This window comes from Bacillus xiamenensis (assembly GCF_000300535.1).
GTDB classification, from domain to species: Bacteria; Bacillota; Bacilli; order Bacillales; family Bacillaceae; genus Bacillus; species Bacillus xiamenensis.
This window is the reverse complement of the sequence record NZ_AMSH01000026.1, coordinates 1-14,490: the sequence shown is the minus strand read 5'-3', so window position 1 is coordinate 14,490 and position 14,490 is coordinate 1. Positions and strand designations below refer to the sequence as shown.

At 41.7% G+C, this 14,490-nt stretch carries 16 protein-coding genes; 12 read left to right on the top strand and 4 right to left on the bottom strand.

All coding sequences use genetic code 11. The annotated features are described in order from the left end of the window. Positions 1–2: 2 nt before the first annotated feature. Entirely contained in the window at positions 3–233 is a 231-nt protein-coding gene (locus tag BA1_RS10005; protein ID WP_008358394.1) for a hypothetical protein, read from the bottom strand. Positions 234–428: 195 nt separating this feature from the next. Between BA1_RS10005 and BA1_RS10000 the strand changes: the two genes are divergently transcribed. The 5 genes from BA1_RS10000 (at position 429) to BA1_RS09980 (ending at position 6,404) form a co-directional block, all read left to right on the top strand. Continuing rightward, entirely contained in the window at positions 429–764 is a 336-nt protein-coding gene (locus BA1_RS10000) for a magnetosome magnetite crystal formation protein family (protein WP_008358389.1), read from the top strand. Between the two features lie 11 nt (positions 765–775). Further along, positions 776–1,867: a DUF4097 family beta strand repeat-containing protein gene (locus BA1_RS09995; RefSeq protein ID WP_008358388.1), complete on the top strand. Its 1,092-nt coding sequence runs from the start codon at positions 776–778 to the stop codon at positions 1,865–1,867. A 6-nt stretch (positions 1,868–1,873) separates the two neighbouring features. After that, positions 1,874–2,068: a PspC domain-containing protein gene (locus tag BA1_RS09990; protein WP_008358386.1), complete on the top strand. Its 195-nt coding sequence runs from the start codon at positions 1,874–1,876 to the stop codon at positions 2,066–2,068. Next, on the top strand, positions 2,069–2,455 hold the full coding sequence (locus BA1_RS09985) for a phage holin family protein (RefSeq protein WP_008358383.1): 387 nt from the start codon (positions 2,069–2,071) through the stop codon (positions 2,453–2,455). A gap of 94 nt (positions 2,456–2,549) precedes the next feature. Further along, positions 2,550–6,404 (top strand): lamin tail domain-containing metallophosphoesterase family protein, encoded by a 3,855-nt coding sequence (locus BA1_RS09980; protein ID WP_008358381.1) that lies wholly within the window; start codon positions 2,550–2,552, stop codon positions 6,402–6,404. Between the two features lie 31 nt (positions 6,405–6,435). On the opposite strand, the gene BA1_RS09975 is transcribed toward BA1_RS09980, so the two are convergent. The 3 genes from BA1_RS09975 to nagA are packed head-to-tail and all read right to left on the bottom strand — an operon-like array spanning position 6,436 to position 9,094. Beyond that, on the bottom strand, positions 6,436–7,161 hold the full coding sequence (locus tag BA1_RS09975) for a GntR family transcriptional regulator (protein WP_008358378.1): 726 nt from the start codon (positions 7,159–7,161) through the stop codon (positions 6,436–6,438). 18 nt (positions 7,162–7,179) lie between these two features. Continuing rightward, positions 7,180–7,905 (bottom strand): glucosamine-6-phosphate deaminase, encoded by a 726-nt coding sequence (gene nagB, locus BA1_RS09970; RefSeq protein WP_008358377.1) that lies wholly within the window; start codon positions 7,903–7,905, stop codon positions 7,180–7,182. Continuing rightward, positions 7,892–9,094, bottom strand: coding sequence for an N-acetylglucosamine-6-phosphate deacetylase (gene nagA, locus BA1_RS09965; protein WP_008358376.1), 1,203 nt, complete (start codon positions 9,092–9,094; stop codon positions 7,892–7,894). The genes nagB and nagA overlap by 14 nt, the downstream gene beginning before the upstream one ends. 177 nt (positions 9,095–9,271) lie before the next feature. Here nagA and hprK point away from each other — a divergent pair, with 177 nt between their 5' ends. The 7 genes from hprK (at position 9,272) to BA1_RS09930 (ending at position 14,395) form a co-directional block, all read left to right on the top strand. Then, complete coding sequence (hprK, locus tag BA1_RS09960) at positions 9,272–10,204, top strand: HPr(Ser) kinase/phosphatase (protein WP_008358375.1); 933 nt, start codon at positions 9,272–9,274, stop codon at positions 10,202–10,204. Positions 10,205–10,215: 11 nt separating this feature from the next. After that, complete coding sequence (lgt, locus tag BA1_RS09955) at positions 10,216–11,040, top strand: prolipoprotein diacylglyceryl transferase (protein ID WP_008358374.1); 825 nt, start codon at positions 10,216–10,218, stop codon at positions 11,038–11,040. 16 nt (positions 11,041–11,056) lie between these two features. Continuing rightward, positions 11,057–12,001, top strand: coding sequence for a nucleoside recognition domain-containing protein (locus BA1_RS09950; RefSeq protein WP_008358373.1), 945 nt, complete (start codon positions 11,057–11,059; stop codon positions 11,999–12,001). Beyond that, positions 11,998–12,648 carry a pyrophosphatase PpaX gene (gene ppaX / locus BA1_RS09945; RefSeq protein ID WP_008358372.1) on the top strand — a complete coding sequence of 217 codons (651 nt, stop codon included), beginning with the start codon at positions 11,998–12,000 and terminating at the stop codon, positions 12,646–12,648. The genes BA1_RS09950 and ppaX overlap by 4 nt, the downstream gene beginning before the upstream one ends. A gap of 1 nt (position 12,649) precedes the next feature. Beyond that, on the top strand, positions 12,650–13,168 hold the full coding sequence (locus BA1_RS09940; RefSeq protein WP_008358371.1) for an acyltransferase: 519 nt from the start codon (positions 12,650–12,652) through the stop codon (positions 13,166–13,168). A gap of 69 nt (positions 13,169–13,237) precedes the next feature. Continuing rightward, complete coding sequence (locus BA1_RS09935; RefSeq protein ID WP_008358369.1) at positions 13,238–13,666, top strand: Rrf2 family transcriptional regulator; 429 nt, start codon at positions 13,238–13,240, stop codon at positions 13,664–13,666. A gap of 87 nt (positions 13,667–13,753) precedes the next feature. Continuing rightward, a complete protein-coding gene (locus tag BA1_RS09930; protein WP_008358367.1) occupies positions 13,754–14,395 on the top strand; it encodes an NAD(P)-dependent oxidoreductase in 642 nt (213 codons plus the stop codon). Positions 14,396–14,490 lie beyond the last annotated feature (95 nt).

The following is a 14,490-nucleotide window of genomic DNA, read 5'->3' as shown; positions in this document are numbered from 1 at the left end:
TTTTATTGCGCATCTTCCTTTGGCATTAAGTTACTGAGGTGCGTTAAATCCTTTAAAATATGGGTACTGCTGCTGTCGAGCAATACTTTTAAATAACGGATATCACCATACTTCGGATGAGACGGGTGAATGGTCTCCAGCTCCTTGATCATATCGCTGTTCATGCTTTTCTGTTTCTGTATAAGGTCTAAAAGCGTTTGCGCCGTGTGATTAGAATTATGATGATCTGTCAAAATAATTACCCCCTATAATGATAATCACCATCTTTTCAACATATTTTAAAGGGTAATCCATGAAGAATCTACACTTACGGGGAAAAAGAAATAATTTGTGTCTAAGGTCATATGTAAATCGAATGAGTTTGAAACTTTTTATACGCAAGAAACGTATGAGTTAGAAAGGAATTTTCATCATGAAGGAGCGAATATATGAATAGAGATCAGTCGATCATTGCATCTATTTGTTATTTTAGTGTGTTTTTTATGCCGTTTATCGTACCGATTGTGGCATATTTTGTAGTAGATCAAAAGGAAACAAAACGTCATGCGGTGCGGGCGCTATGGTCACACCTGCTGCCGATTGCAGCGTGCTGTATTCTCATTTTTGGGTCTATCCCATTTTTACTTGCGACGCAGTCGACCGATTCGGTCATTCCAGTCATGACGGTGTTTATCTTGACCTTTATCATTGCCATTAGCTTTTTGATCTCTGTCATTTGGAATATCATTCAAGGCATTAAAGTACTTCAAACCATTAAATCGTAGGAGGGCTTTGTATGAATGAGAAAGAACGAATTTTAAAATTAGTAGAAGATGGGACATTATCGGCAAAAGAAGCGATTACGTTATTAGAAAAGCTGGAAGAAAGTCAGTCTGTCTCATTAGAAAAGTCTACAGCCGATCACACCTTTCATGAAGAAAAAGCGGGAGCAGAAAGCAAAGGAAACAGCAGTGAGAATCTTGGAGCAAAGCTGTTTGGCTGGTTAGATTCTGCCGTGAAAAAAGTCAAAGATGTTGATCTTGATTTGAACTTCGGACAGTCCGTCGACGTTGAACACATTTTTCAATTCAAAGACGCCTCACTGTCTCATCTAGATATTCAATTGGCGAACGGCAGTCTCAATGTGATGCCGTGGGACGATGGGGACATTCGAGCAGAGTGTCATGCGAAAATTTACCGTGCAGAGGATGGAGAGCAGGCAAGACAGCAATTTCTCAATCAACTGGATTGCGGGCTTGAAGGGGATAAATTTTTTATCCGAACTGAAAAGAAGACAATGAAAGTCAATGTCACCCTATATGTACCGCGTATCCAATACGAGAAGATCAAGGTCAAGCTGTTTAATGGCCCAATTCGTGGGGAAAAGCTAAAGACAAAAGAACTGGCTGCAAAAACCACAAATGGCGTTGTCTCTTTTGCCTCTTTACAAGCAGAAAAGGTCGGAATTGAAACAGCAAACGGACAAATTAAACTGGCAGATCACGAGTGTGGTATGATTGAAGTAGAAACCATCAATGGGCTCATTGACCTGCGTGGGAAAAGTGAATCAATTGATGCACAGAGCTTCAACGGGAATATTGCTGTCCAGCTGTCAGATGAGAAGTGCCGTTCGATTTATGCAAAAACCACAACAGGCAGTGTGGACGTTCACATTCCACGTGCATGTGCAGTGACGGCGGAGCTCAAAAGCAATCTCGGTTCAATTTCTCACGATTTGCTTGATGCCAATATGATTAAAGAGAAAAATGAAACGCTACAAAAAGAAAAAATGATCAAGGCCAATCAACAGGCAGAGCATAGTATCTCTATTTTTGCAGAAACAAAAACAGGCTCAATCCAAGTAAAGCACCAATCAGACAAGGAGTGATTCTACATGAAGAAGCTGTATCGTTCAGCAACAGATAAAAAAATAGCGGGTGTTGTTGGTGGACTTGCTGAATATTTAAGTGTTGATGCATCCCTGCTTCGCATTTTAACAGTGATCATCGGTTTTATGACAGCATTTATGCCGATCTTTCTCATCTACTTCATCTGGTATTTTGTTGTTCCGGAAGAAGGCACTAGCTAAATGTTTAGATGGATTGCCAGTATTTTAGTGAATGCACTACTTTTAATCGTCATTGCTGGATATTTTGATTCGGGCATTCTGCCAGGACTCGGCAGCGTGTATGTGGAAGGGTTTGGCGCAGCCGTTGTGGCAAGTATCATTTTGTCCTTGCTCAATATTTTAGTGAAGCCGTTTTTGATCATTTTAACGCTGCCAGTGACAGTACTTTCACTAGGATTGTTCCTATTTGTTATTAATGCCATCACACTGATGATGACGTCAAGCTTTATGGGAGATCGTTTTCACATTGATGGGTTCGGAACGGCCATTTGGGTGGCTGTCATTTTATCCATTTTCCATCTGCTCATACAAAAAGGAATCGTGGAGCCGTTAGCGAAGAAAAGCTAACGGTTTTTTTATGCGAATTTATCCCTTTTCCCCGTTCCATCTGTCATAAAAACCGCCTTTAGGAGACACAATATCCGAAGGGAGGCGGTGCACGATGGTGAACGTGAGCAGACAAATGATTCTTTTACCTTTTTTTATCATTCTTTTTTGTTTCAGTCAGCCTGCTTCAGCAGGTGCCTACATTCAAACCCAAGTGAATTTACCAAACAAGCCCTTTTCACCTTTTATCTTTGACCAATTTCATGTGGATGTCCGTCCGGTTCAAGGAAAAAGCCGTGATCTTCAGTTTCGGGCATCTATTAATCAGTCAGAGCACATTTTGTCTGCAAACTTGTACTATAAACAAAGTGACGAACTTGGATACCGCTTGATTCCAATGGAACGGTTACCAGGGATGAAACCAGAATTCACAGCGAAAATCCCGTCAGATCAATTATGGAATCCAACGGTTCATTACTATACAGAATTCCTAACGCAGAAGTCTGTGATCAAAACCACAGAACAGTTTGTTCACGTAAACGGATTTGAAGAGGATCTTTCACATATTCCGGACTTATTTATCACGGAGATCGTCGCCAATTCAAAAAACAGAAAAGGCAAGGATGCATTTGAATTTATCGAGGTGTATAACACAACACAAGCACCTATCTCTCTTCAGCATTATCAGCTTCGCTATCGCAATCCTGCACAAGGCTTAGAGATGGATGATATTTATTCATTTCACACCAATCCAGTCACTATCTCTCCTGGAAAACCACATGTTTTCTGGCTCAGAAAAAAAGGGCAGGAGCATTTAACGGTTGCGGACTTTAATGCAATGTACAAAAGCCATTTAAAAGAGGGCGAGCATCTATCACTGATCGAGAGCAAAGGGCTGTCCAATTCCAAATCTCGTCTTGTCTCTATCACAACAAATATAGGGGAAGAGATTTCATCTGCCTCATATCGTTTGAAGCCTTCATTATTTAGCGAGCACAAATCTTTATTGTTCAAGTATCCAATGGATGGGACGACGCAAATGAAGCTGATTTCAAAAGTGGAGGAAGAGCCTACACCTGGAAAAGTATTAAAAGCACAAATTCCATCTGAAAAAAAAGAAATCTCACTAGATGTTCATAAACCTGTGATCGAAGATATGACAGACAAGAAACCGGTAAAACCAACTGAGGGTATTGAGGTTAAAGCAGATGTACAGGACGATCAATCCGTCAAAACCGTCAAACTGCGATATCGGACGAATCGTAAAGATGATTTTAAAGAGGTTCTACTTCAAAAGGATCATAATGACCGACTGTTTCATTACATTATTTATTCACCTGAGCTGATTGGTAAAGAACAATTGGAATACGAGCTGGAAGCGTCTGACGGTGAAAATCAAGCAATGACCATGAAAAAAACAATTGATGTCGAGCAGGTCAGCAAAGCCCACGGCCTTCGATTCAATGTAGAAGACGGAGATACGGTTTCAGGCATATTCTCCTTAAAAGCAACAGCGGATCAGAAAAAAAACATTCAATTGATGATAGATGGAAAGCGGATTCGACAAGCATTTCCTGCGCTTGAAGCAGATCCATATATTGCATTTGATGTCAAAGGAACAAATTTATATTTTAAGAATGGTGTGTCTATAGGGAAACGCTTACTTTCTATTTTTGATGATTCGACAAAAGTGTATCGCACCTATACAATGCGAATACCAGAAAATCAGTTGGAAAAGGAAGGTCCGCAGACAATCTCTTTTCATGCTGGAACAAAGTCATCTCCATTTGACCGATTTCCTGGAGAAAATCACGATGATTTTGAGTTGAAACATGTCAGGATGATTTTATCGAATGGAACTCAAATTCCCTCGACAAATGCCGATCCGCAAAAAGAATGGAAGATGGGAGACGGTGGCAATGCAAAGAAGGTCAGAGCTTTCCAATTTCAACTTCCAAAACAAGCATATGTTTCAACCTATATTCAGTGGGATACAAGAAGGCTGAAAGAAGGGACGCATTTCATTCAGGCCAACACCGCAGACGAATCTGCATCAGTACGGGTGAAAGTCGATAACACAGGTCCGAAAATCAAGACAAATATAAAGGCAAATGACCAATATAAAGGCGCCTTTACGTTAAAGGCAAAGGTGACGGATCAATGGAGTGACATAGAGGAGATGAAGGCATATTTAGATGGCAAACCAATTTCTTTGCCTTATCAGACATCCTCTAGCGAATTAAATCCAGGTCAGCATACGTTTACGATCAAAGCAAAAGATGCCGCAGGGAACATGTCTATATTGAAAAAAGAGTTTAAAACGGTACATGAACATCCTGAAACACCAGAACGAGTGGCAGATAAGACAAAAATGAAATCATCTAAGCAAACGGTGTTAACCAAAGATCCAACAAATGATCAGTTAGATTACTCATTTTATCGTGCCTATCAATATACATCGCTGCATCCATCCATGAAGATCTTTCAATATGCAGCAGAGACTGAACCGCCAAAGAGTCTTACCGAATCAGGTGAGATGCTATTTTCCGAGCAAGAAAGGAACCGAATTGCATTTGCTGATGGGAAAGCAGTCGAAACGAGGGATTTACAGCGCTTTCCTTATCATCGTTTTCAAATCAAGGTGCATCACGCTGTACGTGAAAAGGATGTCGTCGAGGCTATGTGGAAAGGAAGTTCATTAACTGGGAGAAAGGTGACAATGTACGCTTGGAATCATCAGCAGGAAAAGTGGGATAAAATCACTCATCACTTTGCTAAAGATGAAAAGGAATTTTACCTGAAAGGACTGCTGTCAGTGAGACAGTACATGAAAAATCAAACATTTGATTTGCTTGTGCAGGATGAAATCAGCAAGACGCAAAAGCCGTATAAAATGGTATGGATGTCTGACACTCAATATTATGCTAAAAGCTATCCTCATATCTTTAAACAAATGGTCGAGTGGATTAGAGATCAAAGGGATCAGCTAAATATTCAATACGTGTTCCATACAGGCGATATTGTGGATGATTCAAAGGGGAAGCAATGGAATCGTGCCGATACATTTATGCGTGTGTTAGATGAACATCAAATTCCTTACGGTGTCTTAGCTGGAAATCATGATGTCAGGCACAAAGACGGCCTTTATATGGAATATGGGAGATACTTTGGAGCGAAACGCTTTGCAGAAAAACCTTACTACGGTGAATCCTATCAAAACAATCGAGGACATTATGATCTCATCTCTGCTGGCGGTAATGATTATATGATGGTATATATGGGCTGGGGGTTGAAGCAAAATGAAATTGATTGGTTAAACCGAGTGATTTCTGAGCATCCAGATCGTATTGTCATCTTAAATTTTCATGAGTATTTGCTAGTGAGCGGCAACCGAAGCCCGATTGGAGATCTCATCTTCCATCAAGTGGTGAAACGTCATCCTAATATTGTGGCAGTATTTAGCGGTCACTACCACGGAGCGAGCCGGAAAGTAGATGAGATTGATGATGATCATGATGGAAAAGTGGACAGAAAAGTATATCAAATACTGGCAGATTATCAATCAGGTCCTGAAGGTGGTCAAGGCTTTATGCGATTGATTACAGCAGATCAAGAAAAAAATCAACTTCACTTTACAACCTACTCTCCTTATATGAATCAAGAGCATTTCTATGATCCTAAAACGTATGGAGACCAAGACGAATTTTCCATTGATGTGGATTTGACACCAAAAATGAAATCCGTCAAAACCAATTATTTTGAACTCAATGTCTACACAAATGTTCTTCTTGGGGAAGCTAAAGGTGTGAAAAGTGGTAAAAAAGCAAGCTTTGAATGGAAAGGTTTAAAACCAAACCAAGATTATTATTGGTACACTGTCGCAAAAGATCGTTTCCAGGGGAAAGCTGTTTCACCTATATGGAAAATTCATACAAAAAATGATGGTCAATCAAAATTTCTTAGGAAATAAAAAAACTGTGCTTCTATTTTAGGAGCACAGTTTATCGTTCCATTGTATGAATGAGCTTATAACGATCTCCTCTATAAACGGAAATGACATACTCGAATGGAAGGTCGTTTTGAAAATAAGTCGTTCTTGCAATGGATAGAACAGGAGCGCCTGTTGCAATTGACAGCAGGTGCGCTTCTTCTTTTGAGGCAACATTGGCTTCAAGCTCCTGCTTTGCATGAGCGATCGCCAGGCCCGTGTGGTTTTCTATATATTCATATAACGATCCTGTTAAATGTTCCTTTATGAGATCCCCTGCAAATTTTTCAGGTATATAACTCTTTTCAATGGCCATCGGTTCATCATTTGCAAGCCGTATCCGTTTCAGTTCATATACAGCATCGCTGCTGGACAGCTGTAAGACTGGCAGTAAGTGCTCTGGACATGCGATTTTTTTAAAATCAATCAGCTGGCTTGAGGCTTTGAGACCCCGTTGGCGCATATCTTCTGTAAAGCTTGTTAAGCCTTGAAGCGGCTGTTCAAACTTTTTTCGGCTAACAAAGGTGCCTTTTCCTTTTTGGCGGTATAAATATCCTTCGTTCACAAGGTTCGATAAGGCTTGTCTGACAGTCATTCGACTAATACCAAAGCGTTCAGCATATTCTCTTTCAGAAGGAATAAGTGTATCAGGGGCTAACGTTCCATCCTCAATCTGCTTTTTCAAGTTCTCCATAATCTGATGGTACATGGGAATAGGTGACTGCTTATCAATAAACATGTGAAAATCCTCTCGTGTTTAGCGTAGTGAACCAGCTTCTCGATCAATAAAAATCGTCACATCTTGATGAAGTTTCAAGGCAGATGCAGGGAAGTCTGGATGAACATCCGTCTGTTCTAAATATTGTATCACTTCCGCCTTTGATTTTCCTGATGCAAGAAGCAGAATTTTTTTGCTTGAAAGAATGCTCGCAATACCCATTGTGATCGCATGTGTAGGCACTTCATCAATAGAAGAAAAGTATCTTGCATTGGCCTTGCGGGTATGTTCATCTAATTGGACAACGTGCGTTTTTGAATCGAAGGGAGTACCAGGTTCGTTAAACCCGATATGTCCATTTTGCCCAATGCCAAGAAGCTGAAGATCTATGCCCCCTAAATCTTCAATGAGCTGATCGTATCTTAAGCACTCTTCTTCCAATTGAGATGCAGCGCCATTAGGAAGGAAATACTGATCCTTTGGGAGGTCAATGTGGTCAAATAAATGACGCCTCATGTAGGTCATATAACTATTTTCATGATTTGGATCAAGTCCTACGTATTCATCCAAATTCACTGTTCTTGTTTGTTTGAAAGACAATTTTTCTGCTTGATGCAGCCGAATTAACTCTTTGTAAGTATCGATAGGAGTACCGCCAGTTGCCAGACCGAGCACCGCATCTGCTTTGGATTTAATGGTACGTGCAATGAAGGCAGCAGCTTCTTTTCCTAATTGATCTTTATCCGCAAATTCAATGATGTTCATCAGTCATTTGCCTCCTTTTTTCAAAGACAATTTGTCCTCGGCAGATCGTCATCATCAGTTCGCCAGAATCATCCCAAATGACCAAGTCTGCCAGTTTCCCAACTTCAATTGAACCGAGCTGATCTTCAAGACCTAGCTGACTGGCTGCATTTGTCGAGGTCATCTTAGCAATCTCTGTCCATCCGCAATGCGTGACCTGTCTCATCTGTTTGACTCCATCTTTCATACGTAAGATCGATCCTGCAAGTGTACCGTCTGCCAGCAATGCTTGTTCACCTCTGACTGTGACAGTTTGACCGCCAAATTCGTATGTTCCTTCTCCTAGCCCTTTTGCGCGCATGGAGTCTGTAATCATGATCAAACGTTCACTCCCTTTTGCCAGATATGCTAGCTTTACGGAAAGAGGATGTGAATGAATGCCATCTGTAATCAGCTCAGTAAAGAGTTTCTCGTTTGTAAGAGCAGCACCTGCCGCGCTTGGTTCACGATGCTGAAACGAACTCATCGCATTATAAAGATGCGTCACATGGCGTGCACCGTGCTTTGCTGCTCGTTCAATCATGGCATGATCAGCATTCGTATGTCCAATAGAAGGAATAATGTTTTTTTCTTGCAGCATGGAAAGGAAAGCAAAATCAGTATCTTCCTCAGGTGCAAATGTGACAATTTGAATCAGCTGTTCAGATGCATGAAGCCATTTTTCGAAAAGCGGGAGATCAGGCTGTTTAATCCATTGGGCAGGCTGTGCCCCAGCTTTATCTTTAGAAATAAAAGGACCTTCCAAATGAATTCCTAAACATTGTGCCTGACTTCCGGCCTGCTTCTCGTTATCGGGTTTCCACAGAGCGACATTTTTAAGAGCATGCTCAATCTCTTGATGGTTTTGTGTAATGGTTGTCGCTAAAAAGCTTGTCGTTCCCTCTGAGGGTAAGTGATCAGCAAGTGTATTCATGGCTTCTGGTGTCGCATCCATCATGTCTGCACCGTAACCGCCGTGAATGTGAATATCAATCATTCCGGGAAGTAAATAAAAGTTTTCCCGGGAAATATATACTTTTTCATAATTTCCTGTCGGTGGAGATGTTGAAATATAGTCGATCTTGCCATCGCGTAAACCGACAAAACCGCGTTCAATGATTTCTGTCTTTGTCACAATATGAATATTGGAGAGCAATAAAGAGCTGCTCATGTTTGTGCCCCCTTATTCGTTGTCTTTAGCTTTAGTGTACCCTTTTTAAGTATAGTTGTCTATACCAATCGAGCTTGTGAAACAGGAACAGGATAAAATACTGTTTTGGGTTCATCATTGAAAGTGATAAAATAGAGCTGTATTTCTGAAACGCCTGTGATAAAAGGAGGAAGAAGCGTGCCGAAAGTTCGTACGAAGGACATAATGGAACAATTTCATCTTGAGCTGATAAGTGGGGAAGAAGGGATTAATCGTCCCATTACAATCAGTGATCTTTCCAGACCAGGTATTGAAATGGCTGGATATTTTACATATTATCCAAAAGAAAGAGTTCAACTTTTAGGGAAGACAGAGCTTTCCTTTTTTGAACAACTCCCAGAACGCGAACGAAAGCAGAGAATGATGTCTCTTTGTACAGATATTACCCCTGCCATCATTTTGTCACGAGATCGTGAAGTGCCGAAGGAATTAATTGAAGCATCCAATGGAAATGGCGTGCCGGTTTTACGATCAAGCTTAAAAACGACAAGGCTTTCGAGTCGATTAACAAACTTTTTAGAAAGCAAGCTTGCACCAACGACCGCAATTCATGGTGTCCTTGTAGATGTATATGGTGTGGGTGTTTTGTTAATAGGTAAAAGCGGTGTAGGAAAAAGTGAAACAGCCTTAGAGCTTGTGAAAAGGGGACACAGGCTGGTTGCAGACGACTGCGTGGAAATCCGTCAAGAGGATCAGGATACGCTAGTTGGGAGCGCACCAGAGCTGATTGAGCACCTTCTAGAAATCCGTGGATTAGGCATTATTAATGTGATGACCTTATTTGGAGCAGGCGCTGTCAGAAGCTATAAGAGAATTACGATTGTGATGAACCTTGAACTGTGGGAACAAGGCAAACAGTATGATCGTTTAGGGCTTGAGGAAGAGAAGATGCGGATCATCGATACGGATGTACCAAAGCTGACGATCCCTGTACGTCCAGGACGAAATTTAGCGGTCATTATTGAGGTAGCTGCGATGAACTTCAGGTTGAAACGAATGGGGCATAATGCAGCGGAACAATTTACAAGTAAACTTGCCGATGTCATTGAAGACAATGGCCAGGATGAATAGGAGTTGTCTATATGAATGAAGCAATTCAACCAATTGATCCGATTGCTTTTCAGCTCGGACCTATTTCGGTTCATTGGTACGGTGTGATCATAGGGGTTGGAGCCTTGCTTGGCCTCTGGCTCGCACTCAGGGAATGTGAAAAAAGAGGCATCAATAAAGATACGTTTATTGATTTAATTTTATTTGCCATTCCTATCGCCATTATTTGTGCACGAATTTATTATGTATCCTTTGAATGGGATTACTATCAGCAGCATCCAAATGAAATCATAAAGATTTGGAATGGCGGAATTGCCATACATGGCGGACTGATAGGTGCAGTGCTGACAGCGATCGTCTTTACAAGAGTGAGAAAAGTGTCCTTTTGGAAAATCGCCGATGTGGCAGCGCCTAGTATTTTACTAGGGCAGGCGATTGGACGCTGGGGGAATTTTATTAATCAAGAAGCGCATGGTGAGGCTGTTTCAAGAGCCTTTTTAGAGAATTTACACCTGCCTGAGTTTATTATTAATCAGATGTATATTGATGGAACCTACTATCACCCGACGTTCTTATACGAATCATTATGGAATCTTGCCGGCGTTGTAATTCTCATCTTATTACGCAGAACATCGCTGCGCAGAGGCGAAATGTTCTTGTCTTATTTAATCTGGTATTCAATCGGCCGTTTCTTCATTGAAGGCATGAGAACAGACAGCTTAATGCTGACAGAGCACCTTCGAATTGCGCAGATGATTTCAATTGTCATATTCGCCGTGGCCGTTTTGTTGATTGTGTATAGAAGAATCAAGGGCTACGCATCTATACCGTATAAAGAGAACAACTCATCAAATTAAGCAGGGGGGATAAGAGATGAGAGAGACATGGAAAAATGGCTTGAAAGCAGGGCTATCGACGACTTGGACACTTGGAAAAGTCATTTTTCCGGTTACCATTCTCGTCAGCATCTTGCAGCATACGCCTGTCATGGATTGGATCATCCAATTTATCCGTCCGTTTATGGGGCTATTGGGCCTTTCAGGGGAGGCAGCTATTCCGCTTGTATTAGGAAATATGCTGAACTTGTATGCGGGTATTGCAGCTATCTTGACATTAGAGCTGCCTGTGAAGGAAGTCTTCATTTTAGCGGTCATGCTATCCTTTTGTCACAACCTGATGATTGAATCGACAGTGGCGGCGAAGGTTGGACTACGGGTGTCTGTTATTTTGTTAGTCAGAATCAGTCTTGCCGTTGTTTCAGCGATTGTCATTCATCTCGTTTGGCAGGGAGGCCAGGAGCCGGCGCAATATGGTTTGCTTACAGCAGCTCAGACAGCTGATGTGCCTTCAAGCTGGCATATGATCGTTTTCCTTGCTTTACAGAAAGCCGTTCTTGGTGTGCTCCAACTGGCTTGTATTGTCATCCCTCTCATGATCATCATTCAATTGATGAGAGACTTAGGATGGCTTCATACGCTGTCTAAGTGGCTGTCTCCATTTACTAGAATGCTTGGAATGAAAGAAAATACGTCTATGACGATGGTGGCTGGTTTAACCATTGGTTTGGCCTACGGGGCAGGCGTGATGATGAAGGCAGTGGAAGAGGACGGCGTCAGCAAAAAGGATTTAACCCTTGCTTTCATTTTCCTCGTTGCTTGTCATGCGGTGGTCGAAGATACACTGATTTTCATTCCATTAGGTATTCCAGTATGGCCGCTGCTTCTGATCCGCCTGATTTCTGCTATTTTATTGACAGCTGCCATTAGCTATTTTTGGCGGAAGCGGGAACATGCAGCTGTTAGAAAGGAAGCCATATGAACGAATCAACCATCAACACCGTGCTATTTGATTTAGATGGCACGTTAATCAATACAAATGAATTAATTATTGCATCATTTCAGCATACGCTGGATCATTATTACCCTGGTCAGTACAGCCGTGAGCATATCCTTCACTTTATTGGTCCATCGCTGTTTGATACATTCTCTGCGATGGACCCGAATCTGACGGATGACATGATTCAGATGTACCGGACGTTTAATCATGAACAGCATGATCTGCTTGTGACGGAGTATGAGACGGTTTTAGATACGTTAAAAATTCTTCAGGATCGAGGATTTAAGCTCGGAATTGTGACAACGAAGATACGTGATACGGTCTTAATGGGATTGAAGCTGACAGGTTTGGAGCCATTCTTTGAGGTGATTGTCACACTTGATGATGTACAAAACGAGAAGCCGCATCCAGAACCAGTCCAGCTGGCGTTATCCAAGCTTGGCAGTGACCCGCATGAGGCCATAATGGTCGGTGATAATTATCACGACATTTTGTCTGGACAAGCGGCAGGAACGAAAACAGCAGGTGTCGCTTGGTCTATTAAGGGAGAAGAAGCCCTTTTAAAGCATCGTCCTGATTACATGCTGCAGAAAATGAGTGATCTCTTGGCGATTGTTGGAGCTGATTAAGTTGAGAAAAACAGATCGTTATCCTGTCAAAGGGGTCAATTCACTTAGACAAGTCTATCGGACGGTCCCCTTTCTCAAGGTGATAAAAAACTTTATCTTTATTCAAATGGCACGTTATACGCCTTTTATGGGGATGAAAAATTGGATTTATCGAACCTTTCTCCGCATGAAAGTCGGAGATGATACAGCGTTTGCCTTAATGGTGATGGTCGATCTGATGTTCCCCGAGAAAATCACGGTTGGTCGAAATAGTGTGATTGGCTATAACACGACGATCTTGGCACATGAATATTTGATTAAAGAGTATAGGCTTGGGGAAGTCTATATTGGTGATGAAGTCTTAATTGGAGCAAATTCAACCATTCTGCCCGGAGTGACGATCGGTGATGGTGCTATCGTATCGGCGGGTACGCTTGTGCATCAAGACGTCCCGGCAGGCTCTTTTGTTGGAGGTAATCCAATGCGCATGATTTATACGAAAGAAGAAATGGAAGCACGTCAATCTACGTCTGCTGAGTAGCTCGGCAGACTTTTTTATTGACATTCTGACATGGTGTAACTATAATGATTACAACAGAGGTGAGAAAACATGAAAATCAGCAGCAGATTTACTGTCGCTGTCCATATTCTGGCCTTGCTATCACTTGAAAAAGGATCATTACAGACATCGGAGGATATCGCAGGAAGTGTCAATACAAATCCAGTGGTCATTCGCCGTATCATGAGTAAATTAAAAAAAGCAGGCCTGATCTCAACGAGTCTTGGCAAAGGTGGTTCACAGTTGAATCGCAGTGAAGAAGACATCACACTGCTCGATGTGTATAAAGCGGTTGAAGTTGTGGATGAGGGAGAATTGTTTCAAATTCATGAAACCCCGAACCCTGACTGTCCGATCGGTGCAAATATTCAAGCGGTGCTTGAATTAATTCTGTGCCGTGCCCAAAGTGCGATGGAGCAAGTGCTGGCTGAGATCAAATTGAGTGAACTAACGCAGGTGTTAATCAAAAAAATTGGATGATTTATTCAATTTTTTTTACCTCTGTTGTAACTGTTTTTGTTACACCTCTAGATGTAAAAATTAAACCAGATTGTAGGAGGAATTCACATGAAAATTGGAATCATTGGCGCAACAGGTAAAGCAGGACAGGAAATTTTAAAAGAGGCTCAATCAAGAGGACACGAAGTAACTGCAATTGTTCGAGATGCACAAAAGATGACAGGTTCATCAGCAGCCGTTTTAGAGAAGGATGTGTTCCACTTGGAGGCAGAAGACATCAAAGGTTTTGATGTCATCGTGAATGCATTTGGTGCACCAGCTGGACAAGAGCACCTTCATGTAGAAGCTGGAAAAAAGCTGATTGATATATTGAAAGAGGCACCAGACACGCGTTTAATCGTGGTAGGCGGTGCTGGCAGTTTATTTGTTGATGAGGCGAAAACCACAAGACTTATGGACACACCAGAGTTTCCAAAGGAATACTTCGCTACTTCGTCAAAGCAAGGCGAAAACTTAAAAGATCTTCAAAATTCCAAAGGGTTAAAATGGACATTTCTTAGTCCAGCAGCATTCTTTAATCCAGAAGGCAAACGAACTGGTTCTTATGTGAAAGGCAAAGATCATCTCATTGTCAATTCGAAGGGTGACAGCTATGTGAGCTATGCTGACTACGCCATTGCGCTGGTTGATGAAATTGAGCAGGCTGCCCATGTTGGAGAACGATTTACGGTTGTATCTGAAGCTGAATAAGAAGAGAAAAAACCCCGCTGAAGAGCGGGGTTTTCAGCGTGAAGACAAACCCTCGCATTCTTTGTCAGTCCTGCGTGCCGGTGCTCACGAATGTC

Bases quoted from the DNA above. Each gene is read 5' to 3' on its own strand.
- BA1_RS10000 (WP_008358389.1), top strand. From the start codon at position 429: ATGAATAGAGATCAGTCGATCATTGCATCTATTTGTTATTTTAGTGTG.
- BA1_RS09995 (WP_008358388.1), top strand. From the start codon at position 776: ATGAATGAGAAAGAACGAATTTTAAAATTAGTAGAAGATGGGACATTA.
- BA1_RS09990 (WP_008358386.1), top strand. From the start codon at position 1,874: ATGAAGAAGCTGTATCGTTCAGCAACAGATAAAAAAATAGCGGGTGTT.
- BA1_RS09985 (WP_008358383.1), top strand. From the start codon at position 2,069: ATGTTTAGATGGATTGCCAGTATTTTAGTGAATGCACTACTTTTAATC.
- BA1_RS09980 (WP_008358381.1), top strand. From the start codon at position 2,550: ATGGTGAACGTGAGCAGACAAATGATTCTTTTACCTTTTTTTATCATT.
- BA1_RS09975 (WP_008358378.1), bottom strand. From the start codon at position 7,161: ATGTTTATTGATAAGCAGTCACCTATTCCCATGTACCATCAGATTATG.
- nagB (WP_008358377.1), bottom strand. From the start codon at position 7,905: ATGAACATCATTGAATTTGCGGATAAAGATCAATTAGGAAAAGAAGCT.
- nagA (WP_008358376.1), bottom strand. From the start codon at position 9,094: ATGAGCAGCTCTTTATTGCTCTCCAATATTCATATTGTGACAAAGACA.
- lgt (WP_008358374.1), top strand. From the start codon at position 10,216: ATGAATGAAGCAATTCAACCAATTGATCCGATTGCTTTTCAGCTCGGA.
- BA1_RS09950 (WP_008358373.1), top strand. From the start codon at position 11,057: ATGAGAGAGACATGGAAAAATGGCTTGAAAGCAGGGCTATCGACGACT.
- ppaX (WP_008358372.1), top strand. From the start codon at position 11,998: ATGAACGAATCAACCATCAACACCGTGCTATTTGATTTAGATGGCACG.
- BA1_RS09935 (WP_008358369.1), top strand. From the start codon at position 13,238: ATGAAAATCAGCAGCAGATTTACTGTCGCTGTCCATATTCTGGCCTTG.
- BA1_RS09930 (WP_008358367.1), top strand. From the start codon at position 13,754: ATGAAAATTGGAATCATTGGCGCAACAGGTAAAGCAGGACAGGAAATT.